This window comes from Marinobacter sp. F4216 (assembly GCF_019931195.1).
Classification (GTDB): domain Bacteria; phylum Pseudomonadota; class Gammaproteobacteria; order Pseudomonadales; family Oleiphilaceae; genus Marinobacter; species Marinobacter suaedae.
The window spans coordinates 180,988-202,970 of record NZ_JAIOUO010000002.1 but is presented as its reverse complement, the minus strand read 5'-3'; the positions used below and the strand labels follow the sequence as shown (position 1 = coordinate 202,970).

Genomic DNA, 21,983 nt, shown 5'->3' with positions numbered 1-21,983 from the left:
CAAAGTATGAATTCACAGCAAGTCACAGCAATCGCGCTAAGGCTAATCTCGATCTGGCTACTGATTCAGCTTGTCTTGAATTTACCAAGCCTTGTTCTGGTGTTCTCAAGTATTGAGCAGTACCAGCAACAAGAAATTCCGCAGGGCGCGTATGTCGGCATTATTGCCTCATTTCTCTTAATTGGCCTTGTTGCCGTGTTTCTGATCAACAAAGCGGCCACTTCTGTTCTTGCACGGGCCAAGACAGGCTCAGAAAAATCCTTGAGTAATGATTCTCAAAAGGTGCTCTTTCAGCTGGCTGGCTTGTACTTTGTTGTTGATGCAATCGTGTACCTACCGCGTTCCTTGGGTTTCCTCCCAAATGCGACAGAAATTTCCGTTTCTAATGTGCTTTGGCCGGTAGGGCTGGTGTTTCAGCTAACCATTGGGTTATGGCTGGTCAGCAACTCGTCTTTTTGGCTCAACCTCTTCCAAAAACTCAGGGGGCGGGCCTAATGCCTTTTAACAAGTCGCTCAAGTTTGTTCCGGCCTTCGGCCTCCACCGGACGCCCTTGTCAGGGCGCCGCTTAGCTCAGCGTTATACCTCAGAAAAGTTGCGATTAGTACATTGAACGACTGGATTACCATTATTTTGCTGACGCTGATACCTGGGATCGCAATGCCGATCGGAGCGTCTTTTGCCGGGCTCGAACGTATCCGGCCACGCTGGCTTGAATCTGAGGTTCGCCACAGCGTAATCGCCTTTGGTGGGGGAGCGCTTTTGGCAGCAGTCGCGCTAGTTCTTGTTCCGGAGGGGATACGAAACCTGGACCCACTGCTGATAGTCGTATGTTTTATGAGTGGCGCCGCGGCATTCCTCTTGCTCGACGTTTTCCTGGCTGCCAAGGCCACCCCGGCGAGCCAACTGGTGGCAATGTTATCCGATTTCGTCCCCGAAGCCCTGGCACTTGGTGCAACCTTCGCTGTCTCTAAGGCTTCGGGGGTGTTACTTGCAGGAATTATTGCGCTACAGAATCTTCCGGAAGGTTTTAACGCCTGCGGAGAAGTTACAAATTCGACCCATTATCGTGTTTCACAGGTGGTTGGCGCATTCACTCTGATGGCCTTGTTAGGTCCCATTGCGGGGCTAACCGGATATTTTGTCTTGTCGGACTTTCCGGAACTTGTTTCTGCTATCTCGCTATTTGCCGCTGGCGGTATCCTGTACCTGATTTTTCAGGATATTGCGCCGCAGGCCAAACTGGAAAAGCACTGGGCCCCCCCACTGGGCGCGGTAGCAGGTTTTTTACTCGGCGTTATGGGTAAAGTTGCAGTTGGCGCATAAAGGGACAGTGGCGGAAATGAACTTTCAACGCTTGAAAGTAGTGCCCAAGGCTAGCCCAGGAATGCATAACCAAACGGTCAACCGGAGAACCTACGATGCCGACCTCACTCGACCTTCACGCACTTGCGCTGGAAGTGAAAGCAGCGCAAGACTCGATGCGCCAGATTCGGCCAATTACAGATCGTCTGCCAGCCTTCGATTTGTCTGCCGCCTATGAGGTCGCGAATCTTATTCACGACGCACGACTGGCTGAAGGTGCTAGGCCCGTTGGTCGGAAGATCGGATTCACCAACCCGGATATGTGGTCAAAATTTGGGGTTCGGGAGCCGATCTGGGCGTACATCTACGACACAACGGTCGTCCAGCTGAAAGACACAATCGCGACATGCCCGCTCAGCAATTTTGCCGAGCCGAAAATCGAACCCGAAATCGTTCTTCACTTTCACTCAACCCCTCGTGCCGAAGGTGGGCTTCGCGGCGTTCTAGACGCCATCGATTGGGTGGCGCATGGGTTCGAAATAGTGCAGTCGCACTACCCCGGCTGGAAGTTCCAGGCCCCTGATACTGTTGCCGACTGGGCACTCCACGGTACGCTGCTGATCGGACCGGCACTACCGCTTGCCAAATTAGGGAGCGATCCAGTTGCTGCACTTGAGTCCTTCTCGCTAGATTTGTCCTGCGACGGGCGACACATCGAAACTGGCAAGGGATCGAACGTCTTGGGCAACCCGCTCGCCGCCATTGCCCATTTGGTCTCAGTGCTGGCTAAACAAGGCAACCACGCACCTCTGAGCGCAGGAGAAATTGTAACTACTGGGACGATTACCACCGCGCAGTCCATTAAGGAAGGTGAAACTTGGCGATCCGAACTACACGGCGTTGCAATGCCAGGGCTTAGGGTCAAATTCTCAGCATAAGCATCGCCCGAAGATGGCCTAACGAATCATTCCACCGGACCTGCGCAAGAAACCGCGCAGGTCTGATCTTGCACCACTTTAGTGGACGGTCATAAACCCGACACTAACTAGAGGGGGCCTGCCATGGGCCAGAGCCCTAAAAGAAATTACGGCCGTTACACCCTGGCGTTAGGTCACAAAAGTACGGAGCAAACAATATGGGTAGGATTCTTACGCTACTAATCCTTATTCTATTGGCTGTTGCGTCGGGAGCTGGCTATCTGTTTCTCGCTAAAATCATTACTGCCGGGGAAATCCGAATAGCCGAAGGAGAAAGGCGGCTAGAAGAAGGACAGTCTGCGATGGAGGAAGGCAAGGTTGACCTGCGCGCGGGAAGACGTGAGTTGTCCGAGGGTAAGGCGGAGTACGAGCAAGCTGAAGACAACCTGTTCCTGAAGTGGTCGGACAAACTGCTAAACGCCGGAAAGGGCCTGAAGGAGGGTAGAGAGCAGATCGCCGAGGGAGAAAAACAGGTTGCCGAGGGACAAGAAAAGGTTGACGCCGGGGAAGAGCGACTTCACGCAGGTGAGCTGAAATTGAGCCAGGGGCGGGAACGGTTGAGACTGGCCAAGAAGGTAAGCGTTGCTTGTGCCATCGGAGGGGGTATTTTTACCTCCCTAGCGATCGTGTTTGGGTTCCGCTGGAGGCGATCATTGGCCCGGTCTATTACGCATTCCCGCCCCTAACAACGCATCGGAACCGACGCCTGAAAGGGCCCGTTTCAGTTGCCCTGCCAGACGCGGGTCAACGTGGACCTTAAATGTCTATGACTTATACCGAATACGAGTAGAAGGCTTTTGTAAATCCCTTGGCTTGTCGATCATAAAGCTCTCGGTATTGCGTGCAAACGAGATTGCGCGGCGGTTTTATGAGAAGCGTGGATATGTGGCGCACGAAGTTGTTTACCGAAAGAACATGTAACAAGCACGTCAAACAAACGAGTCCGAGACGAGCTCCCCCGCCTCGGACCTTCTGTCAAACCCGCTCAAGCGAGACCTGAACTGGCCGGCAAATAGTGTTGCACACGGGTGAATGGTCCTTGGCGAACGACAGCAGTTCATTCAGCTCTTCTTCACTGCAGTCGGCCTCGATATCCATCAGGGTGCGGATGCTCTCGTAGCCGACGGTAGCTTCGTCATTCAGCGCCAGCAACCCCTCCAGGTTGATATTGCCAGACAGCCTGGTCGATAACTTCCGTATGGTGATGCCCCGTGCCGCCGCATGCAATACAGTGGTAGTGGTGACACAGCCGGCCAGCGCGTGCAGCAGGAATTCCACCGGGTTTGCGCCTTCGTTGTTGCCCAGCAAAACAGGCGGTTCTCCATTGGTGAAGACAAAGTCCGCCTGACGAGATTCATCTTCGGCGCCGGCGCCGTAGAAGCCTCGAATGGTTGAGCGGTTTTCACCACCATTCATCCACTGGTTGCTTGCCCGGAATTCGAATTGGGCAAGACTTGGGTCATTCTTCAGGGCTGCGACTGTCTGGCCCATCTGGTTCAGGTCAAGTCCGTTGCGGTTTTGGATATCCACATGTGCGTTCATCTTTGGCGAAGCGCTTCGCATTGCAAAAGTGTACCTGCTGAAATGGCATGAAGAAGGCCAGTTGCCGTTTACGGGCCTGGTGCGGCAAATCCATCACGCTGACTCGGCGGTACGCAAATGCGAGGAGTGGCTTAAAGAGCATTACCGTGATCCGGCGGCCATCTCTCTTTTGGTGGAGGCCTCCTCTCTGCCAGAGAGAACACTCAAGCGTCGCTTCAAGGCGGCCACCGGCTCTTCAATGATCGAGTATTTGCAGAACCTTCGAATCGAAGCGGCCAAGCGTCAGTTGGAAGAAGGCAGGCTATCCGTGGAAGAAGTGAGTTTGGAGGTCGGTTACGAGGATCTATCTTTCTTCCGCCGCCTATTCAAGCGGTTGACGGGCCTGACGCCTGGCGAGTACCGGCGCCTGTTTCGGCCGTTGATCGAAGAGTCGGCGGGGCCATCTGGGATCTACGCCGTTTCCGCGGGTGGTTTAAAAATGGCGGGTAGCCTCCGGTCCTGAACAGTAATCCTCTTTTGTAGGAATGTCCGCAGCAACGGGATAGCGTAATGGCAACGCTGTATCTTCCATCAGCATGGACAGAGGAAAACAGGATTGCATTTCAGGTGGGCTTGACGTCAGCGCTGTCGGAGGGATTGGGGCAGCCACCAGAACATGTTCACATGGTGACAATGCTCGTGGCATTTGGGGATGTTGTCAAAGGTGGAAAATCAGGGAAGTCCAGCCAGATCTTTGCCAAAGTTCGGCTGTTCTCCGCGTAAATCTCTGCAAAATCCCCGAATTTCGGGTGTTGCCGCCTCCACCATCCGTCCGGGATCGTGCAAGCTACAGAGAAGTAATTATGTAAGCTGGGTGGCTGGGCGGGAAACCGGCAACTAACAAGTCACTGTTTCGGGCTGCCGGTGCTGCGCACCGGCAGCCGCAAAGCTCAACGTTATGTGTCATTACCAAGAGGTCAATTTCTTTGCCTGAACTGAAAACACTCGGTCTTTTTCTCGTCACCGCATTGGCAGAGATTGTTGGTTGTTACTTGCCTTACCTCTGGCTTCGAGAGGGCAAAACCATCTGGCTTCTGGTGCCTGGTGCACTGAGTCTTGCAGCATTTGCGTGGTTACTGTCGCTACATCCCACGGCTGCTGGCAGGGTCTATGCTGCGTATGGTGGTGTGTATATTCTTATGGCTATTGTGTGGCTTTGGGCGGTCGATGGTATTCGGCCAACCGCTTGGGATTTGGTTGGCTCAGCCGTTGCCCTGCTAGGTATGGCAATCATCATGTATGCGCCGCGCACCACATAACCAACTGTTGTGGCCCGTTCCGGGCGTCCGCTTTGCGACCCAGGGTTCTGCCCAGTTACCAGAAAAGCCTCCACGAGGGGCCGCTACTCTTTCCGCCAAGCACTGGAGCTTGCCCGCTCGATTGACACAGTGATATCTGAGGAGCAGGAGGAACTGGAAATTCCATGCCTCAAGATTTAATTTTAAGGCAAGGAGGGGCGGACAATGCGTCAGAACGATATCCAGAAAATGAACAGCAGTCTGCCCGAACACAGTGCTGATATCCGGGTAGGCCGGGAGCTGCTTCAAGCCACCAAACCTTACGTTGAAGAGTCTTATGCTCAAAGTTGGTGGCAGGTCGGCCCGACTTTCGGGTTAATGATCGCGGCCCTGATAGCCGCCGGAGCGCTTCCGTGGTGGCCCCTTCGGCTTGTGTGTTCCCTGCTGGGCGCACTTTTGATGGTACGGGCCTTTATCACCTTCCACGATTACCTTCACGGGGCCATTCTCAAAGACTCACGCGCTGCTTACTGGCTTTTTCATACCTATGGCGCTTTTGTCCTAACGCCAACCCGCTCCTGGAGAGCAAGCCACAACTATCATCATGGCCATGTGGGGCAGATCTCCGACGCCAGTGTGGGGGCGTTTCCGCTTTTGACCACCCGGATCTGGCAGGCTTCAACGCGGTGGCAGCGCTTCGCCTATCGCGTTCAGCGTCACCCTTTGGTGGTGGTACTGAGTTATCCGATCGTTTTCGGCCTCAATATCACGCTCATACCGTTGATTCGGTCCCCGGCCCAACATCTTGACTCCCTTGTTGCGCTGATCGCTCACTTCGGGCTGATAGGACTGCTTTGGTGGCTGGGTGGCTTCAGCCTGGCATTTTTTGTCGTCCTGCTGCCTATGTTTGTTGCCTCCGCGTTGGGGTGCTACCTGTTTTTTGCCCAGCACAGTTTCCGGCGTATGCAGATTGCGTCGCCAGAAGCCTGGACCTATTACCGGGGAGCCCTGGAGTCTTCAAGTTTCATGCGGATGAATCGGGTCATGCAGTGGTTTAGCGGGAACATTGGCTTTCATCATATCCATCATCTCAACGTCCGAATTCCTTTTTATCGCCTTCCCGAGGTGATGGCGGCGATTCCGGAGCTACAATCGCCGTTGACCACCACCCTCGCGCCGAGGGATATAGCAGACTGCTTTCGTTATGCCCTTTGGGACGAAGACAAGCAGCGCATGGTTTCCTATCAGGAGGCTCGCTAACAGCAGCTACCTAATCGGTGAGCGCTGAAACCCGCTGCGTGGACTCCATCGCGAAATTGCCGGGTCAGGCATCGGATATACACCCTGCACTTCTCCGCGGCTTTCTCACCGTTCTGCACAGACGTTATCAGCCAATCTGAATGTCCGCTTTGCGACCGTCTGGCCGGATCACCTAGCGATCGGACGCCTAATCCCTTTCTCTCACCGCAGCAACACCGCGGATCAATCCTGTGAACCAGGTTTAGCCGTAAGGCGGCTCTTTCGGTTTAATGCAAACTCAAGTTAGTAAGCTGTAAAAACGTGCCACCCAACCTGAGGGAATAGGATATGGATATAGGGAAAAACTGGTCTGAAATCCTGGAAGTTCTTGCCAATGCCAAGAGGTCTAACCGCTTTTTTTCCATCGCAACGGTCGATTGTGATGGGAACCCTCACGTGACGCCCATAGGCCATGTGTTCTTCCGAGATGATATGACGGGCTATTACTTCGATGCGTACTCGCAAGCCATGCCGAAAAACTTTGAGCACAATAAGCGAGTCTGCCTCATGGGTGTAAACAGCAACACCAAATTTTGGTTAAAGTCCCTTTTTAAAGGGCAGTTTAAATCGGCGCCGGCTGTGCGTTTGTTTGGAGAAGTGAGTGAGCCCCGGAAAGCCACCCAGGAAGAAATTGAAAAGCTCCAAAACGCTATCCGGATCACCAGCAAATTGAAGGGGCACAAATTACTCTGGAGTGATTTGACTCGGGTGCGGGATATTAAGTTCGATGCCTTTTCTCCTGCAACCTATCCTGCAATGTGCGATGGGCTCTGGAAGTGAGCCAATTCGAGAATGATTTTAACCAAACGGGTTACCGTGACAATTACTGCATAGCGGCCGCGCCGAGCGGCGTAAAAAACAAGGCTGAAAGGGAGCTCAAGTGGTTACCTGTTATCTGAGATACACGATAGATCCCTACAAGGTCGACGAGTTCGAGTGCTACGCCAAAATGTGGATACCTCTGGTCCATAAATTTGGCGGCCAGCATCATGGGTATTTCCTGCCGTCCGAAGGCGCAAATAACATTGCTATCGCCTTATTCAGTTTCGACTCGCTGGCCTCCTACGAACGGTATCGCGTGGCCTCGTTCGACGATGCGGATTGCCAGGCGGCATTTCACTATGCAGAGCAGACTCGATGCGTAGTCAGTAGCGAGCGTAGCTTTATGAGGCCGGTTTTTGAGTGAGTCCTAAACGAGCGCATGCGCTGAAGGTGGTAACCAACGTTTCGAAACAGGGAATGGTTGTTAATGATTAGGGATATTGTGTTCCCCGCGGATAGCAATGAATTAAGAGCACTGATGTTTGAACATGCAGAGTGACTCGATATTGATCTGTCGTATCAAAATTTTGAAGGGGAAATCGAGCCATATTTTTTCAATCTCACTCCCGGGACGAAGTTCTATGAATTTGATCTCCAGAGGTATGCTCTTGAGAAAAAATGCTTAAAACGATCTTATGAAGTGCATCGTTTTCAGGCTCAGCTTTACGGCGTATCGACCCTCAATTCTGTATGTCCGCTTGGCGACCAGGGACTCCCCAAATTTCTAATGACGACTGCAAGTCACGGTTGTCCAAGGCCTGCCGATCCACAATTACCACCGTTATTCGAATTGAACGAGGCCACGTCATGGCAAAAGACGTCTCTAAGCTGGAGCGCGATCGGCATCCCATGCCTTCCTTTGTAAAGGCGGTGTTAGAAGAGCAGTCGCTGATGCAGGATTATCTTAATCGGCCTGCTTATCAGCAGAATGACTACATAGGCTGGATTAACCAAGCAAAGCGCGATGCGACAAAAGAGAAGAGGTTAAATCAGATGCTGGCAGAGCTTAAATAAGGTGGTGTCTATATGAACATGCCTCACCCTGCATCGGCCAAAAAGCAGTGACCGGCAACCACCAGAAATCATACTGCACAGCACCCTGAATTGTTTTGTATGTCTCCTGATTAAGCGTTCTCCCTTCCCACGGGCGTAGCACTTCCACAGGATCGGATAACGAACAATGGCCAGGCATGCAGGTATCGGCACAGCCATCAGGGCGATACAAAAACCAAACAACACACCCCAGGTGCTCGCTGTCTGCGGTAAACCAGCCCGGTTAATCCAGGGGAAAACGGTGTGTCTCTGGTCTCGCGTCCACTTGCTGGGAACTGAAAAAAATGGGTCGGTGGCGGTCAAAAGATGGAACTTTCAGTTCGAATATTTCTCCCTTGGGATAAGGGCTCTGAAGAATTCAGGGGCGAAATCGTGCATTTGGATTACGACCAGATTCTATCAAGCTATAACGTGCGTCAGAGCCAACAAAGCCGCCCTGTGCAGCAGTCAGCTTGATGCGACGGCAAATAGCCGAATAGCAGCTATGAACTGGAAATTTTCGTACACCGTCGGTTTTCACCCTTGGGAGGATACCGACCAGGAGTTTTTCCAATCCCTGTCATCGCTCCTAGAACAGGAGGAGCAGGGTCGGAATTCACCCTACGGGCGCGCTCTGGATATTGGCACGGGCAGCGCAATCTGGGCCATCGAACTGGCCAAAAGGGGCTGGGATGTCACCGGCGTGGATTTCGTGGAGAAAGCCCTGGAGCGCGGGCAAGAGCGAGTTCGTGCAGCCGGTGTGGAGGTGACGCTCGTGCAGGGGGACGTTACCCGGCTTTCCGAGGATCAAGTGGGTTCAGGTTTTCGGCTCATCCTGGACACCGGCACCTTCCATGACTTCGACACCCGGCGGCAGCGAGCCATGGCTCGTAGCGTGGACGCGTTGGCCACCGAGGATGCCACAGTGATCCTGCTTTGCTGGCCGCGGCGCATTCGCCCGTTGATCCGGGGCGTTAGCAGAGATGAAATAGAAACAGCCTTTGCAGGGTGGCAAATTGCCGATGTAAAACCATCTTTCTTCAAGCTGCCCCCACCCCTGGAATGGCTGCTGCGCCCGGACGAGCACTGGTATCGCCTGCGCCGGGCCTGACCGTGACGCGCCATCTAACCCGTGCGGATGTTGAACATCTCCCGCGAAAACACTCATCCGGTCACTCTGTGATGGGCTGTGAGAGGATCCACAAGCTCAGCACGGTTAGGCCTACCATGGCAATGGTCATCGGGATCTGCGAAATCGCTGCGCGCCGGGCGTCTTCGAACAGCTGGAGCGCGCGCCGATGCGCGATCAGGACGGAAAGCCCGTGCCCGACAATCAATGCCGTAAAAGCTATCCACCAGATGTGCCTTGTCCCGATGACACTGATGTCGATAGACCAGTTCCGGGTACCAAAGACGTCCCATCCCAGGCCAAAAGGATCGGACGCGGCGGGAAAGATCAGCTGGCCTGCGAGCAGAAGGTAAGAGACATAGTGAGAGAGATGGTAGGCCACCGCAATCGGCAGGAGCGTACCGACGAAGCTGTGCGCAAGCTGACTGGCCGTGAACGTGCCGCCGGCCAATGCCCTCATCAGAATCATCAACAGCCAGTAGGCACCGTAGAAGCCGGCAATGGTCACCAGGAGGCCGATGGTGCTAATCACCCGGATCAAATCCGCCCCTTGATCGCGCAGCCAGAGCAGCGGCACTCGCAAGGACGGTGAAGTGCTCACGAACTCCAGCACCGCGGCCCAAACCGGGGTCTCGGACAAGCCGTCGAAGAGCACAATGCCAATGAGCCCGATCACCAGAGCCACCTCGCCGCGAAGGGGCTCTGACTCAGTCAACAGGCCTTCGCCCGGCAGCCGCAGGCGCAAGGCGCTGGCGCTGGTCATCGAGAGCGGCGCGACTCGGCCGAGCACGGCAAAAATGCGGCTAATGGGGTCGGCCACACGGAACCACTGTTGCCCGAACAAGAGTCCACCGAAGAGCGCGACCAGAAGATAGGCAGTCACCAGCAGGCCGACCATTCGCGGATCTTCCGACCAGTCCGATGCCAGCTCAATCCAGGCGATCGCCAGCAGGCCTGCCGGCGCCAGCAGACCAGCTCCCGACGGCAGGTTGGCCGCACTGCCCTTCCACGGCCGGCCAGTCGCCCACGCTGAAAAAGCCGCCAGCCTTCGGAATGGATCGAGCTGCGGCCAGAGGGAAATCACCAGGGCCGAGAACAACAGGAATCCTACCCACCAGATCACCCAGACCCAGACCGTCGTGAAATTGCGCATGGCCTCCTGCGGTCCGAAGAACGCAGAACCGAGCAGGACGCCCAACACAAGCAGGCCGACGGTGCCCAGCAACGTAGAAAGCGTGCGGCCAACTTTGGCGGGCACCGGGATGTCCCGATGCAGAGGCCGCACCCGCCCGGTACGGAGGAAAAGCAATGCAGCAAGAAACGAAGCCGCCACGGCCGCCCCCGCTGCGACAAGATACAGACTAAGCGGCAATGGCAGATCGTAGCGGGCGCCAAAAGCATGGGCCTCGGCCTGCAACGGGCCGAAAACCATCGTTATCGCCAGTGCAACCTGCCAGTGCCTCACGGAGCCCGAACCTCAAGGTAGGCGCGTGCGGAGTCGTGCGCCCGGCCATTCCGGCGCCGCGATACCCACCTAGTGTCCGGCCAGGTGGTTCCACTCCGGCAAGAGCGCGATCGAGTTCGGATTAAGCCCGGCATCCTTTAGGGTGTCCATCGAGGCAACCACCTCGCCACTCTCAAGATCCACCACCGACACCGAACCGTCACTCATGTCCGGCAAGTTGATGAACGAGTTCTGAACAAATCCGTAGCGGAAGTCCGGCGTGAACCCGACATGGTGTGCACCGTCGGCTGTGGCAATCTGCTTCAGCAGTTTCGGCTTGGTTGGGCCTTCCGAAATGTCGAAGACGTGCAGATATCCCGGCTTCATCGCTGTCGTCACGTACATGCGGTCGGGGTTCTTGTCGTCGTTGAAGTAGATCTCAAGCGGCACGGTGGCGCCATGCTCGGCAAAATTAAAGATCGTTTCACGACCGAACTCCTGCTCGTCCTCATTCCAGACCAGCGCTTCGAGCGTATGCCCGAACATATTGGTCACCAACGCCGTCACAGGCTCAGCGCCCGGCACGAAGAAGACCTCAACGGGCGCAACCTTGGAGGGCGACTCGGCGTCAGACATCTTAATCTTGCCCAGGGGTTCGAGATCGGAGGCACGCACCACCGAGACGAACTCATCCGGGCTGGTCAGGTCCGGCGTAATGGTCGAGGTGACCAGGATGCGATCGATCCCACTGTTGACGGCCAGACCGTGCGGGTAGGTGCCCGGCAGCGTAATCTCGCCCACCACTTCATCGCTTGCGACGTCGCCGACAATCACGTTGGCGGAACCCATGCAGGTCAGATACCAGCGCTCGTTCGCTTCGTCCAGAATGACGTCCTCGGCCACGTTACACGGTGGCGTTTCGATCGTGGAGAGCCGGTAGGGGTTCTTCGTCAGATCAAGAACCTGAAGTGCAGGCTGTTGAAGACCGGTGATGTAGGCCTTGCTCATCGTTCGGTCGTAAAAGATGTGGTGCACGACGTTGTCGGCGTCGATCGGAATATCGGACACGATTTTTCCGAAATTCGGACTCTCCGGATCAACATCAACGATCGCCAAACCCTCGCGCCGAGCAGTTTCGCCGGATAACTTGAGGCTTTTGAGCTGGTCCGCGGGCTTACTTTCGTAGTTCATGACGGCCAGGATTTCTGCCGTCGCCGGGGGGATGAGGACGATGGCTGCCAAGGCAGAAAACGTCCAGGGAATTGCGGTTTTCATGAGATGCCCTCCTCGGGGCACGACCAACCTGAGACAACCCCAGGCAGTCTCCTATAAATATATAGCTCTCGCAGGACCTCAAAGCAAAGCGATCCGTGGCGGGGTCGATCAGGCATGATGTGCGATTGCTTCAACGTTACTATTGGAAGCCTATCCCCGGAAAAAAACCGGCTTACCGGGGTTTTTCATCTTTAGTCAGAGTTGCAGGTCTGCCTGCTATATCGTCTGGACGATAAAACCGCTGAATGCGGGAAAAATCCAGGTCGCTGTTGCCCTGCCCTGTGTGCAGCTCGAACAGGTTACGAGCCAGCGCACCCATGGGAATCGGGGCGTGGTTCTTGACCGCGTTTTCACTGCACGAACGTGCACGTTTTCCCCAATGCACACTTTTTGTTGGGAGGAGCAGCGAAAAGTCCGTGCTGGAGGCCCGCCATCTCTATGAATTAGAATAGGAATTGGCCCCGTGATACAGGTTTAGACGGGAGGCCGCGATTACGGTCTAATGCAAATTCAAACTAATAGGCTGTTAGGTATTCAGGGAAGCATGGAGCATGAAACACAAAATAGAGCAAATGAAATGGATGTACGGTGCTTTTACAGGAGCATGCGTTACCTATTTCCTCGCACTTTTGAGTTCAAGTCAGCCTGTTTCTAGCTCGGTGCCACTCTTCCTCTCGACGCTCTTTTTTGCTGCCCTCTTGCCGATTTTTGCGGGTTTCACTCTTACCCATGCATACCTCATAGACCAGCAGATACCGGCAAAGAAAGCTGAAGCAGCTTTGAGTTCGGAAAGCACAAACCTTTAACTCGTTATGCTTTATGGGCTTTCCTTATCGGTCTTATTCTACTTCTATCGCACTTTTCTCTCATAGCCGGCCTACTAATGGCAGGTAGTTCTTGGTTTATTCGACAAGAGTTGAATGCTTTTATTGCGACATTGCATAGAGATACGTAACAAGTCACTTTTTCGGACTGCCGGTGCAGAGCACCGTCAGCCGCAAAGCTTGGCGCTAAACACCACGAGGATTGAAGTAAATGTATAACTCCAGGGAAAGGTTGAATCAGGTGTTTTTCTACGGACTCTACATGGATCCGGAGATATTAAGAGCCAAGGGGGTTGAACCTCGAAATCCACGTAAAGCCATTGCCCCCGGCTATCGGCTCCGAGTTGGGAATCTGGCAACGCTCCTGCGGGATGAGAGTTCACGAGCTGCGGGCATTGTGTACGACCTTACCCACGATGAAGTGAGCACGCTTTACTGGGGAGGAGGTCTTGATACTTATGTTTCTGAAGCTTTAACGGTAGAAACAGAAGCCGGAGATTCCCTAGCTGTCCTGTGCTGCAATTTGTTGGTGCCTCCTGCGAACGACGAATCCAATCCGGAGTATTTGGAGAAGTTAATTAGGCGTATGGGTGAGCTTGGGCTGGAGGCTCCAAGTGCTTAATAAGGTTCTCAAATTCGTTACGGCCACGAACGACTGGGCCTCCATCGGACAGCCAGTGCTTCGCATCGGATGCCGTATAGCGCGGCGTTGAATTCAGCAGGCTTTCTGTCGAAGAAAGCCCGCTGAATTGTTTCGGCGAGTATTAGTAGGCGCCCTCGCTGTATATTAACTCGTAACTGTGGCTGTATATTTCCAGGATGTTTCCAAAAGGATCTTCCATATAGATCATGCGGTAGGGCTTCTCTCCGGGATAATAATAGCGCGGTTTCTCCATGCGCTTTTTACCACCGGCAGCCACAATCCGTTCTGCTAGTTCCTCGACGTTCGGGTCTTGAACGCAGAAGTGAAAAACGCCAGTCTTCCAGTACTCGAAATTGTCTTCTGGGCTGGACTGATTCTTAAATTGAAAAAGCTCCACACCAATTCGATCGCCCGTCGATAAGTGAGCGATACGAAAGCTTCCCCAGCCTGCGCCAAATACATCTGTGCACATCTCTCCGATGGCGCTGTCGTCCTCTTTGATCTCGGTTGGTTCCATAATCAAATACCAACCCATAACCTCAGTGTAGAACGTTACGGCCTGCTCAAGGTCTGGCACGGATATGCCAATGTGTGAAAAGTTTCGTGGGTACACGTTGCTCATTGCCTGTCCTCCTCTGGTAACACTGGAAACAGGTTACATAGCACGCAGCATTAGTTAAAATTATCATTTATTCTTAAAAAGATTACTTATTGTAATGATAAATACGTCTTGGTTACGCACCTTTTGCACACTGGTAGAGGTTGGTCATTTCACACGTACCGCTGAGCGCCTTTACATGACACAGTCGGGCGTTAGCCAGCATGTGCGTAAACTTGAAGAGCAGCTCGGTGCAGAATTGCTGGTTAGACAGGGGAAACAGTTCTCGCTTTCGGCTGCCGGCGAAAGGCTTTATGCCGAGGCCCAGAGCATCCTCTTGGCCTTGTCTAATCTTGAACAGAAAGTTGGAGCGGACCCGCCGTTTGAAGGAACTGTGCGGATTATGTCTCCGGGAAGTGTCGGTCTGAAACTGTATCCGCAGTTGTTGGCGCTACAGAGTAAGCACCCGAAGCTGATTATCGATTACCGATTTGCTCCAAATTCGGATGTGGAAAATGCGATCGTCGAGTCTACTGTTGATCTCGGATTGATGACGTCGAAATCGACCATGGCCGACGTCGAGTGCACGCCCGTCGCGCAAGAAGCGCTGCTGTTGGTAACACCTGCGACCGTCCAAGAGCCGGATTGGGAGAGTTTAATGACGCTTGGGTTTATCGACCACCCTGATGGAAGTCATCACGCCAGCATGCTTCTTGGTGCCAATTACCCTGAGTTTCAGCACAGTAGCCTGTTTCCCCGAAAAGGGGCCTCAAACCAGATCGGCTTGATTCTAGAGCCGGTCAGCATGGGGTTGGGCTTTACCGTCTTACCTGCGCACGCAGTTGAAGCCTTTGAGAAGTCTGAGCATATCAAGGCCCATCGTCTTGCTAACCCGGTCAGCGAAACGCTGTATCTCTGCGCCCTACGGCATCGGGCAATTCAGGCGAGAATTAAGACTGTGATAGCTGAAGCCAAGCGGTCGCTTTAGACTTACCTGGAATTTAACAAGCCGCGTCACTCGCAGCGCCAGTGCGCTCTAAAAACGATTTAGTTTCCAGGGAGGAAACGGTGAGTAAGTATCAGGTAGCCCAACTCAACATTGCCACACTCATGGCTCCAATTGATTCACCTCAGCTTTCAGATTTTGTGGCTAATTTGGACAGAATAAATGCGTTGGCTGAAGATTCCCCTGGTTTCGTCTGGCGCTTGCAAACCGATGCAGGTGATGCCACCGGCATTGATTATTTCGGCTCTGATAAAATCGTGAATCTTTCTCTCTGGGATTCCGTCGAAGCTTTGCATAACTACGTTTACCGGTCTGCACACGTTGAGATCATGCGTCGCAAGAAAGAGTGGTTCCACAGAATGGGTGAAGCACACATGGTTCTTTGGTGGGTGCCAGCCGGTCACGTTCCGTCAGTCGAAGAGGCTGCGCAAAAGCTGAACACCCTGAGAGAGCATGGACCAACCGAAGAGGCTTTCACGTTCAAAACAGTCTTCTCGCCTCCCTGCGTCGGTGCCGAAGCGCCAATCGATACTTTGGGTGGTGAATATCCAGCCAGTTAACGAATCCATTAAGTCCGTTCAGGTCGCCGGGCCGCTCATTAAAGGCGTTAGGCACAAGGAAAATTGCGATGAAGGAATCGATCCGAAAACAGGATTTTTCAAGTGAGTTCTATACTTCTGAAAGATGCTTCATCGCGGAGCAATCCAATTCTACCGATGACGAAGCATTGTCCATTGCCCGTGCGCGAGTCGAACCGGGCGTAACAACCCGATGGCATCGACTCAGAAAATCTGCAGAACGCTACTATATTCTCAGCGGTATTGGTCGCGTGGAAATTGGCGATTTGCCGGCCGAAGATGTGAAGCCAGGCGACGTGGTAATAATACCGCCAATGAGTCGCCAGCGAATCGCGAATACAGGCCAGGAAGATCTGGTGTTCTTGGCCCTCTGCACGCCACCCTTCACCAAAGATGATTACGAAGATATTGATGAACTACCGGTTTGCTAGATGTTCCCCAGGCAAGCCCCGATCAATTCACACCATCCGACGCGGGTGCTAATCCCAATTGGTTTGCGGTGATCTGGAGGTCCCAGTGCGCGAGAATGCGCCTGAGAGATATGGGGGCGTTTGTCGTGGAGTAATCTGGTGCAGCTATGGGTTACCGAACATATTTAAGAATATGTCCTTTAAAATTCTGGCCAATATTATGGGGATCTTGTGGTTTGAACTGAGAGGCACTGAAGCCAAACTCTACCAGCCTTTTATTCAGTTTATTTTTTCTCCCTCGCCCCGGATCGACCAGAATCACTTCACAGTTTGTCTTCGAATGCCTTTGAATAAAATTGGCCAGCAACTCGATATGATCATCTTCATAGAGCAGGTCACTGCCAATAATCAGATCAAAAAGTCCCAGGGTATCCTTGCTATTTGCCCAGTCGGTTCGCTCATACGCAATGGATTTATCCCCATTGAGCTGAACGTTCTTTTCCAGGAAATATTGAACTTCCGGGTGATAATCGGTTGCCGTAATATCGCTATTCAGCTTGTTCAAAAGCAAACTGGATAAGGCCATACCACAGCCTACCTCCAGCACTCTCTTGGACGTCGTGTCGTAGCCCAACATAAATTGGGCCAGAACCAGGCTTGATGGCCAGACAACCCCGAATATGGGCCATGACGCAGAGCAGATACCCAGCTCTTCGGCCTTTCCTTTCGGATCATAATATTCATTGGTGTTGCGCAGAGAGCAAAGATGAACGTCTATCTCTCCAAACTCGATGGTTTGGTAGCGTAACCGCAGGGGTGTCATTTATAAGCCTCGTAAATTGAGCGCTGAGCCAGCTATCGAGGATAAATGACAAAACGAAAGTAGCGGGCAGAGTATAGTATTTGACCGAAAAGGCAACTTCCTTTTACAACCCCGCTGATCTGGCGGTTGTCGCCGAGACCCACCTACCAAAACCACCCATTTGCAAAATAATGTAAAAATCCCGAATTCTGTGCCCCGATTCTCTCGGCATTGTCAGAAAGTCGTGCAAGGTAGGAAACAATCATAAAAGCTGGTACCAGGCGGGATGGCTATGAACAAGGCACGGCATTCAGATAGCTACATGAACCCGGCCGTAGTGCATGGTGATATAAGAATCAGGACATGCATGGGGCCCAGCAACTCGAAAGAAGCGGCAGCAGCAGCGCGTCAGTATTACGCCTGGATTGAGTACCAGGACCCTTCGAAACTTCCTGATTTCATGAACGATCCACGCCTGGAAGTCGGCCTCCCCTGCATGCTTCCGGGCGTGGTACTGCACGCTTCGCTGTCACTTATTAGCGTAATCTGCCAGAAAGCGAGGCTATGGGCGCTCCTGGGGCCTCTGGCCCGCCTTCGTATCCGCACCGATTGGCTTTCCTATGAGCCCCGCCAATGTGGGTACAACGCGGCTTATACAAGGTTGGGATTGGCAGAACTGAAGCGTGGTAACACAAACGCAGCCATTGCTTGTCTGCAGGAATCCGCGAGAGTCTGGCCCTGTCCGCACAGCACGTCGTTTGGTCTCCGAACGGCTTTGGCCCATAAACTGGAGAAAGTGCCAGAGGCCAATGCAGCGGCTCAGGAATATTTGCAGCTCGCAAAAGAGTTCAGGGTCTGAGACGTTCGCTGCTCACCCACGCCCCATCCCAGAATAAAAAACCCCGGGAACCGGGGTTTTTTAATGCCTCAAGCGGGATTGAAGCGCTGCTTACTTGCCGTCTGAACGGTAGAACCGCTGGATGCTGGAAAAATCCAGGTCGCTGTTGCCCTGCCCGGCGTGCAGCTCGAACAGGTTACGAGCGAGGGCACCCATGGGAATCGGGGCGTGGTTCTTGACCGCGTTATCGAACGCCAGGCCCAGGTCCTTGTTCATCAGTTTGACCAGGAAGCCGCCTTCGTAATCCCGGGAGGCCGGCACACCATCCATCACTCCCGGCCAGGGGTTGTAGACGTTCAGTGCCCAGTTGCCACCGGAGCTCTGTTTCATGATTTCCGACAGCACGGCCGGATCCAGTCCGTTTTTGACGCCCAGTGCTAGGGCCTCGCTGGTGCCGGCCATGAGGATCGCCAGCATCATGTTGTTGCAGATCTTGGCGACCTGTCCGGAGCCATGATCGCCGGCGTGGAAGATGTTCTTGCCCATGGCCTCGAGGATCGGTTTCGCCTGGTTAAAGGCCTCCTCAGCGCCACCGCAAATGAACGTCAGGATGCCGGCTTTGGCACCACCCACACCACCTGAAACCGGTGCATCCAAGAAGGGAATGTTCCGGGCGCGGGCCGCTTCGGCCACAGCTCGGGCGGTTTCTGGCGCAATGGTCGAGGAATCAATCACCAGGGTGCCTTCCGGCAGATGCGCCAGCAACCCGTCCTCACCCAGATAAACAGATTCCACATGCTGGCCGGCGGGCAGCATGGTAATGACGCACTCCGCACCCTCGGCCGCTGCTTTGGCGGTGCCAGCGGACTGGGCACCTTCGGCTTCCAGCGACTTAATCGCCGCTTCGGACAGGTCAAATACGGTAACGTCATGCCCGGCTTTCACCAGGTTGGAGGCCATGGGGCCTCCCATGTTACCGAGGCCAATAAATGCAATCTTCGCCATGTCTGTTCTCCTTGTTGTTGTGTCTGGCTGCCTCCGTTGAAACGGGGCAGCCGTGCAATCTGGCTTTAACGATCAGGCGGTAAAGAAATCTTCCAGCCAGGCATCGTCGATTTCGGACAGCGTGGCGTAGTGCCAGCGTGGCTGCTGGTCCTTGTCGATCAGCAGTGCCCGGATGCCTTCGGCGAACTCACCCTTTTTCAGGGCCTTGGTAGACATCACCAGCTCTTTATCGAGCACCTCGGTCAGACTGTCGCGGCGGCAGCGTTCAAGGTGGTGCCAGAACAGGGCCAGAGACGTCGGAGATGCGTTGCCCAGGGACCGGACTGACTTCGCCAGCCAGCCCTCACCGCCAGCCAGCTCGGTAAGCTGCCCAACGACAGCCTCCAGCGAATCGCCGTCAACCGCCTGATTGATCTCATCGAAGTGGTGACGCACAGGGGATTCCGGCAAGGCCTCGCGGCTCTGCTGTTCAAACTGCCGCAGGACGCTGCCAACCACTGCGCTGGCGTCTTCATCCTGCCAGTTACGCTGGCATAACTCGCCAATCACATCGGCCTTCATCTGATGCTGGATAAAGCGGTCGGCCAGACCAGTGAACAGAGCATCGGCCCCGTTCATGCGAGCCCCAGTCAGTCCCAGGAACAGACCGGTTCGCCCCGGAGCCCGGTTCAGGAACCAGCCGGCGCCCACGTCTGGATAGAGGCCGATGGAAACCTCCGGCATCGCCAGTTTGGAGCCTTCCGTCACTACCCGGTGGGAGGCGCCCTGGAACAGTCCCATGCCACCGCCCATCACGATGCCGTGGCCCCAGCACACAACGGGCTTGGGGAAGCTGTGAATCAGCTGGTCCAACTCGTACTCTTCGGCGAAGAAGGCTTCACCCTCGCCGCTGGCATTGGGCTCGGTCATGCTGCGATACAACGCGACTATGTCACCACCGGCACAGAAGGCCTTGTCACCCTCTGCCTCCAGCCAGACGGCGCAGACTCGCGAATCCTCGGCCCACCGGCGCAATTGCGGGGTCAGCAGGCGGATCATTTCCAGTGACAGGGAATTCAGCGCCTTGGGCGCATTCAGGCGGGCAACGGCGATCAGCGCGTCACCCGCGGTTACCCACTCTTCAAATACAATGGGTTGTTCACTCATGTTCATTCCTCAATCCGGTGCTTGGCCGGAGATTTAACGGTTCTTCCACTCGGGCGTGCGTTTTTCAAGAAACGCATTCACGCCTTCTTTCTGGTCTTCGGTGGAGAACAGTTCGACAAACAGCTCCCGTTCCATGCGCCAGCCATCTTCGTGGCTGCGGCCGTCACGGGCGCTCATGATCAGCTGTTTGCAGCGTGCGGTGGAGGATGGGCTCTGCTTGCAGGCACCCTCGGCCAGCTTCATGGCCGCGTCGAGGCTGGCGCCGGACGGAACGACCTCTTCCACCAGTCCAATTTCCAGTGCCTTATCGGCTTTGACTCGCTCGCCGCACAGAATCATGCGCTTGGCCCAGCCTTCACCCACCAGCCAGGGCAGGTTCTGGGTGCCACCGGCGCAGGGCAGCAGGCCAACGGTGGCCTCCGGCAGCGCCATCTGGGCATGCTCTTCAGCAATGCGAATGTCGCAGGCCATGGCGCATTCGAGGCCACCGCCCATGGCATAGCCGTTAATCGCGGCGATAGAGACGCCCCGGAAATCGCTCAGGGTGGCGAAGGCCTCGCCGAACAACTGGGCCATCTCGTTGGCCCGGGCCTTGTCGCCGTCGGCAAAGGTTTTCAGATCGGCGCCGGCGGAGAAGAACTTCTCGCCCTGCCCGGTTACCACCAGCGCGAAGATGTTGGTGTCGGCGTTCAGGTCCTGCACGATGTCGCGCAGAGCCGGCAGGGATTCCGCCGTCCAGGTGTTGGCCGGCGGATTGTTGATGGTCAGTACCGCAATATGTCCGCGTTTTTCGATCTGGATCAGATCACTCATTGATTCTCTCCCTTATCCCTTGCGGTTTTATTGGTTGTTTACTGGATGGCCTCAGCCACACCGTCTTCCAGAATGCGACGGGCGACGATCAGGCGCATGATTTCGTTGGTGCCTTCGAGGATCTGGTGCACCCGGAGGTCTCGCAGGTAACGTTCCAGCGGGTATTCCCGGATGTAGCCGTAGCCACCGTGCAGCTGCAGGGCTTCGTTCACGACGTCAAAGCAGGCGTCGGTGGCAAATCGCTTGGCCATGGCGCAGTGCAGTGTGGCTTCCGGGTCGCGGTTATCCAGCTTGCAGGCACCCAGCCGGACCATCTGCCGGGCAGCCACCAGATTGGTGGCCATGTCGGCGATCTTGAACTGCAGCGCCTGGAAGGCGGCCAGGGGCTTGCCGAACTGCGCCCGCTCGTGCAGGTAGTTACGGGCCCGCAACAGGGCCGCCTGGGCACCACCCAATGAACAGGTGGCGATGTTCAGGCGGCCACCGTCGAGGCCCTTCATGGCGATGGCAAAGCCCTCGCCTTCGGCACCAATGCGGTTGGATGCCGGGATGCGCACATTTTCCAGGCTCACCATGCGGGTGGGTTGACTGTGCCAGCCCATCTTTTCCTCATTTTTGCCGTAGGAGATGCCGTCGGCATCGGCGGGCACCACGAACGCGGAAATACCCCTGGAGCCGCTGTCGGCGTCTCCCGTGCGGGCCATCAGCACCAGTACATCGGTACTGCCGGCGCCGGAAATGAACATCTTGCTACCCGTGATCACGTAGCTGTCGCCATCGCGAACGGCCTTGGTCCGCAGGCTTGCTGCGTCAGAACCGGCACCGGGCTCGGTGAGGCAGTAGGAGGCCAGCCATTCGCCACTGGCCAGCTTGGGCACAATCTCCTGCTTGAGGTCGTCGGAGGCGAAGCTGGCGACCATCCAGGTGGCCATGTTGTGAATGGTGATAAACGCGGCGGTGGATGGGCAGGCAGCGGCCAGTTCCTCGACAATCACCGAGGTATCCAGGCGCGAAAGCCCCATACCACCGTAGGCTTCCGGGGTGTAAATGCCCATAAAGCCCATCTCGCCGGCTTCTTTCAGGACATCCACCGGGAAAATGTGTTCGTCGTCCCACTTGGCGGCGTGGGGCGCCATGGACTTTTCCGCGAAAGCGCGGGCGGCGTCGCGAAACGCCAGCTGATCTTCGTTCAGGTCAAAATTCATGCTTTTACTCCCGGC

Annotated in this window: 27 protein-coding genes and 1 pseudogene; 18 read left to right on the top strand and 10 right to left on the bottom strand. The window is 54.9% G+C overall.

Annotated features, from left to right (window positions below; translation table 11 throughout):
* The first annotated feature begins 6 nt into the window (after window positions 1-6).
* From K8I84_RS01540 to K8I84_RS01525, 4 genes are all read left to right on the top strand, one after another.
* Entirely contained in the window at window positions 7-495 is a 489-nt protein-coding gene (locus K8I84_RS01540) for a hypothetical protein (RefSeq protein WP_223792963.1), read from the top strand.
* Window positions 496-607: 112 nt separating this feature from the next.
* A complete protein-coding gene (locus K8I84_RS01535; RefSeq protein WP_263282917.1) occupies window positions 608-1,324 on the top strand; it encodes a ZIP family metal transporter in 717 nt (238 codons plus the stop codon).
* Window positions 1,325-1,419: 95 nt separating this feature from the next.
* Entirely contained in the window at window positions 1,420-2,241 is an 822-nt protein-coding gene (locus K8I84_RS01530) for a 2-keto-4-pentenoate hydratase (protein ID WP_223792962.1), read from the top strand.
* A 197-nt stretch (window positions 2,242-2,438) separates the two neighbouring features.
* A complete protein-coding gene (locus K8I84_RS01525) occupies window positions 2,439-2,966 on the top strand; it encodes a hypothetical protein (RefSeq protein WP_223792961.1) in 528 nt (175 codons plus the stop codon).
* 289 nt (window positions 2,967-3,255) lie between these two features.
* Here the strand turns inward: K8I84_RS01525 and K8I84_RS01520 are convergent, their stop codons facing one another.
* Window positions 3,256-3,810, bottom strand: coding sequence for an OsmC family protein (locus tag K8I84_RS01520; RefSeq protein ID WP_223792960.1), 555 nt, complete (start codon window positions 3,808-3,810; stop codon window positions 3,256-3,258).
* 40 nt (window positions 3,811-3,850) lie between these two features.
* Between K8I84_RS01520 and K8I84_RS01515 the strand changes: the two genes are divergently transcribed.
* The 8 genes from K8I84_RS01515 (at window position 3,851) to K8I84_RS01480 (ending at window position 9,363) form a co-directional block, all read left to right on the top strand.
* Complete coding sequence (locus K8I84_RS01515; protein WP_223792959.1) at window positions 3,851-4,324, top strand: helix-turn-helix domain-containing protein; 474 nt, start codon at window positions 3,851-3,853, stop codon at window positions 4,322-4,324.
* A 47-nt stretch (window positions 4,325-4,371) separates the two neighbouring features.
* Window positions 4,372-4,584 carry a hypothetical protein gene (locus tag K8I84_RS01510; protein ID WP_223792958.1) on the top strand — a complete coding sequence of 71 codons (213 nt, stop codon included), beginning with the start codon at window positions 4,372-4,374 and terminating at the stop codon, window positions 4,582-4,584.
* Window positions 4,585-4,787: 203 nt separating this feature from the next.
* On the top strand, window positions 4,788-5,120 hold the full coding sequence (locus tag K8I84_RS01505; protein ID WP_223792957.1) for a YnfA family protein: 333 nt from the start codon (window positions 4,788-4,790) through the stop codon (window positions 5,118-5,120).
* Window positions 5,121-5,324: 204 nt separating this feature from the next.
* Window positions 5,325-6,359, top strand: a complete 1,035-nt coding sequence (locus K8I84_RS01500) for a fatty acid desaturase family protein (protein ID WP_223792956.1) — start codon at window positions 5,325-5,327, stop codon at window positions 6,357-6,359.
* Window positions 6,360-6,686: 327 nt separating this feature from the next.
* Window positions 6,687-7,178, top strand: a complete 492-nt coding sequence (locus K8I84_RS01495) for a pyridoxamine 5'-phosphate oxidase family protein (RefSeq protein WP_223792955.1) — start codon at window positions 6,687-6,689, stop codon at window positions 7,176-7,178.
* A 100-nt stretch (window positions 7,179-7,278) separates the two neighbouring features.
* On the top strand, window positions 7,279-7,584 hold the full coding sequence (locus K8I84_RS01490; protein ID WP_223792954.1) for an NIPSNAP family protein: 306 nt from the start codon (window positions 7,279-7,281) through the stop codon (window positions 7,582-7,584).
* Between the two features lie 443 nt (window positions 7,585-8,027).
* Window positions 8,028-8,234 carry a YdeI/OmpD-associated family protein gene (locus tag K8I84_RS01485; protein WP_223792953.1) on the top strand — a complete coding sequence of 69 codons (207 nt, stop codon included), beginning with the start codon at window positions 8,028-8,030 and terminating at the stop codon, window positions 8,232-8,234.
* 523 nt (window positions 8,235-8,757) lie between these two features.
* A complete protein-coding gene (locus tag K8I84_RS01480; protein ID WP_223792952.1) occupies window positions 8,758-9,363 on the top strand; it encodes a class I SAM-dependent methyltransferase in 606 nt (201 codons plus the stop codon).
* A 61-nt stretch (window positions 9,364-9,424) separates the two neighbouring features.
* On the opposite strand, the gene K8I84_RS01475 is transcribed toward K8I84_RS01480, so the two are convergent.
* The 3 genes and pseudogenes from K8I84_RS01475 to K8I84_RS01465 form a co-directional block, all read right to left on the bottom strand.
* Window positions 9,425-10,813 carry a hypothetical protein gene (locus K8I84_RS01475; RefSeq protein ID WP_223792951.1) on the bottom strand — a complete coding sequence of 463 codons (1,389 nt, stop codon included), beginning with the start codon at window positions 10,811-10,813 and terminating at the stop codon, window positions 9,425-9,427.
* 102 nt (window positions 10,814-10,915) lie between these two features.
* Window positions 10,916-12,100 carry a hypothetical protein gene (locus K8I84_RS01470; RefSeq protein WP_223792950.1) on the bottom strand — a complete coding sequence of 395 codons (1,185 nt, stop codon included), beginning with the start codon at window positions 12,098-12,100 and terminating at the stop codon, window positions 10,916-10,918.
* Window positions 12,101-12,272: 172 nt separating this feature from the next.
* A pseudogene (locus K8I84_RS01465) lies at window positions 12,273-12,452 on the bottom strand (hypothetical protein); the annotation flags it as partial.
* Window positions 12,453-12,651: 199 nt separating this feature from the next.
* On the opposite strand from K8I84_RS01465, the gene K8I84_RS01460 reads away from it, so the two are divergent.
* Together K8I84_RS01460 and K8I84_RS01455 are read left to right on the top strand one after the other, a co-directional pair.
* Window positions 12,652-12,906, top strand: a complete 255-nt coding sequence (locus tag K8I84_RS01460) for a hypothetical protein (protein WP_223792949.1) — start codon at window positions 12,652-12,654, stop codon at window positions 12,904-12,906.
* 229 nt (window positions 12,907-13,135) lie between these two features.
* The gene (locus K8I84_RS01455; protein WP_223792948.1) at window positions 13,136-13,546 is read left to right on the top strand and encodes a gamma-glutamylcyclotransferase family protein; all 411 of its coding nucleotides are present in this window, start codon (window positions 13,136-13,138) and stop codon (window positions 13,544-13,546) included.
* 142 nt (window positions 13,547-13,688) lie between these two features.
* Here K8I84_RS01455 and K8I84_RS01450 read toward each other — a convergent pair whose 3' ends face one another.
* On the bottom strand, window positions 13,689-14,189 hold the full coding sequence (locus tag K8I84_RS01450; RefSeq protein WP_223792947.1) for a lactoylglutathione lyase family protein: 501 nt from the start codon (window positions 14,187-14,189) through the stop codon (window positions 13,689-13,691).
* A 94-nt stretch (window positions 14,190-14,283) separates the two neighbouring features.
* Between K8I84_RS01450 and K8I84_RS01445 the strand changes: the two genes are divergently transcribed.
* The 3 genes from K8I84_RS01445 (at window position 14,284) to K8I84_RS01435 (ending at window position 16,180) form a co-directional block, all read left to right on the top strand.
* Window positions 14,284-15,153, top strand: coding sequence for a LysR family transcriptional regulator (locus K8I84_RS01445; RefSeq protein WP_223792946.1), 870 nt, complete (start codon window positions 14,284-14,286; stop codon window positions 15,151-15,153).
* 80 nt (window positions 15,154-15,233) lie between these two features.
* A complete protein-coding gene (locus tag K8I84_RS01440) occupies window positions 15,234-15,731 on the top strand; it encodes a DUF3291 domain-containing protein (protein ID WP_223792945.1) in 498 nt (165 codons plus the stop codon).
* Window positions 15,732-15,799: 68 nt separating this feature from the next.
* Window positions 15,800-16,180 carry a cupin domain-containing protein gene (locus K8I84_RS01435; RefSeq protein ID WP_223792944.1) on the top strand — a complete coding sequence of 127 codons (381 nt, stop codon included), beginning with the start codon at window positions 15,800-15,802 and terminating at the stop codon, window positions 16,178-16,180.
* A 151-nt stretch (window positions 16,181-16,331) separates the two neighbouring features.
* On the opposite strand, the gene K8I84_RS01430 is transcribed toward K8I84_RS01435, so the two are convergent.
* Entirely contained in the window at window positions 16,332-16,982 is a 651-nt protein-coding gene (locus K8I84_RS01430; protein ID WP_223792943.1) for a class I SAM-dependent methyltransferase, read from the bottom strand.
* Between the two features lie 346 nt (window positions 16,983-17,328).
* Between K8I84_RS01430 and K8I84_RS01425 the strand changes: the two genes are divergently transcribed.
* Window positions 17,329-17,820: a hypothetical protein gene (locus K8I84_RS01425; protein ID WP_223792942.1), complete on the top strand. Its 492-nt coding sequence runs from the start codon at window positions 17,329-17,331 to the stop codon at window positions 17,818-17,820.
* Window positions 17,821-17,910: 90 nt separating this feature from the next.
* On the opposite strand, the gene mmsB is transcribed toward K8I84_RS01425, so the two are convergent.
* The 4 genes from mmsB to K8I84_RS01405 form a co-directional block, all read right to left on the bottom strand.
* Window positions 17,911-18,804 (bottom strand): 3-hydroxyisobutyrate dehydrogenase, encoded by an 894-nt coding sequence (mmsB, locus tag K8I84_RS01420; RefSeq protein ID WP_223792941.1) that lies wholly within the window; start codon window positions 18,802-18,804, stop codon window positions 17,911-17,913.
* A gap of 72 nt (window positions 18,805-18,876) precedes the next feature.
* Window positions 18,877-19,950, bottom strand: a complete 1,074-nt coding sequence (locus K8I84_RS01415) for an enoyl-CoA hydratase/isomerase family protein (protein WP_223792940.1) — start codon at window positions 19,948-19,950, stop codon at window positions 18,877-18,879.
* 33 nt (window positions 19,951-19,983) lie between these two features.
* A complete protein-coding gene (locus K8I84_RS01410; RefSeq protein WP_223792939.1) occupies window positions 19,984-20,763 on the bottom strand; it encodes an enoyl-CoA hydratase in 780 nt (259 codons plus the stop codon).
* A 38-nt stretch (window positions 20,764-20,801) separates the two neighbouring features.
* Window positions 20,802-21,968: an acyl-CoA dehydrogenase family protein gene (locus tag K8I84_RS01405; RefSeq protein ID WP_223792938.1), complete on the bottom strand. Its 1,167-nt coding sequence runs from the start codon at window positions 21,966-21,968 to the stop codon at window positions 20,802-20,804.
* Window positions 21,969-21,983: the final 15 nt, after the last annotated feature.

Excerpts from the sequence above, each read along its gene's own strand:
- K8I84_RS01540 (WP_223792963.1), top strand. The coding sequence starts at position 7 with ATGAATTCACAGCAAGTCACAGCAATCGCGCTAAGGCTAATCTCGATC.
- K8I84_RS01530 (WP_223792962.1), top strand. The coding sequence starts at position 1,420 with ATGCCGACCTCACTCGACCTTCACGCACTTGCGCTGGAAGTGAAAGCA.
- K8I84_RS01525 (WP_223792961.1), top strand. The coding sequence starts at position 2,439 with ATGGGTAGGATTCTTACGCTACTAATCCTTATTCTATTGGCTGTTGCG.
- K8I84_RS01510 (WP_223792958.1), top strand. The coding sequence starts at position 4,372 with ATGGCAACGCTGTATCTTCCATCAGCATGGACAGAGGAAAACAGGATT.
- K8I84_RS01500 (WP_223792956.1), top strand. The coding sequence starts at position 5,325 with ATGCGTCAGAACGATATCCAGAAAATGAACAGCAGTCTGCCCGAACAC.
- K8I84_RS01495 (WP_223792955.1), top strand. The coding sequence starts at position 6,687 with ATGGATATAGGGAAAAACTGGTCTGAAATCCTGGAAGTTCTTGCCAAT.
- K8I84_RS01485 (WP_223792953.1), top strand. The coding sequence starts at position 8,028 with ATGGCAAAAGACGTCTCTAAGCTGGAGCGCGATCGGCATCCCATGCCT.
- K8I84_RS01480 (WP_223792952.1), top strand. The coding sequence starts at position 8,758 with ATGAACTGGAAATTTTCGTACACCGTCGGTTTTCACCCTTGGGAGGAT.
- K8I84_RS01475 (WP_223792951.1), bottom strand. The coding sequence starts at position 10,813 with ATGGTTTTCGGCCCGTTGCAGGCCGAGGCCCATGCTTTTGGCGCCCGC.
- K8I84_RS01470 (WP_223792950.1), bottom strand. The coding sequence starts at position 12,100 with ATGAAAACCGCAATTCCCTGGACGTTTTCTGCCTTGGCAGCCATCGTC.
- K8I84_RS01460 (WP_223792949.1), top strand. The coding sequence starts at position 12,652 with ATGAAACACAAAATAGAGCAAATGAAATGGATGTACGGTGCTTTTACA.
- K8I84_RS01455 (WP_223792948.1), top strand. The coding sequence starts at position 13,136 with ATGTATAACTCCAGGGAAAGGTTGAATCAGGTGTTTTTCTACGGACTC.
- K8I84_RS01450 (WP_223792947.1), bottom strand. The coding sequence starts at position 14,189 with ATGAGCAACGTGTACCCACGAAACTTTTCACACATTGGCATATCCGTG.
- K8I84_RS01445 (WP_223792946.1), top strand. The coding sequence starts at position 14,284 with ATGATAAATACGTCTTGGTTACGCACCTTTTGCACACTGGTAGAGGTT.
- K8I84_RS01435 (WP_223792944.1), top strand. The coding sequence starts at position 15,800 with ATGAAGGAATCGATCCGAAAACAGGATTTTTCAAGTGAGTTCTATACT.
- K8I84_RS01430 (WP_223792943.1), bottom strand. The coding sequence starts at position 16,982 with ATGACACCCCTGCGGTTACGCTACCAAACCATCGAGTTTGGAGAGATA.
- K8I84_RS01425 (WP_223792942.1), top strand. The coding sequence starts at position 17,329 with ATGGGGCCCAGCAACTCGAAAGAAGCGGCAGCAGCAGCGCGTCAGTAT.
- mmsB (WP_223792941.1), bottom strand. The coding sequence starts at position 18,804 with ATGGCGAAGATTGCATTTATTGGCCTCGGTAACATGGGAGGCCCCATG.
- K8I84_RS01415 (WP_223792940.1), bottom strand. The coding sequence starts at position 19,950 with ATGAGTGAACAACCCATTGTATTTGAAGAGTGGGTAACCGCGGGTGAC.
- K8I84_RS01410 (WP_223792939.1), bottom strand. The coding sequence starts at position 20,763 with ATGAGTGATCTGATCCAGATCGAAAAACGCGGACATATTGCGGTACTG.
- K8I84_RS01405 (WP_223792938.1), bottom strand. The coding sequence starts at position 21,968 with ATGAATTTTGACCTGAACGAAGATCAGCTGGCGTTTCGCGACGCCGCC.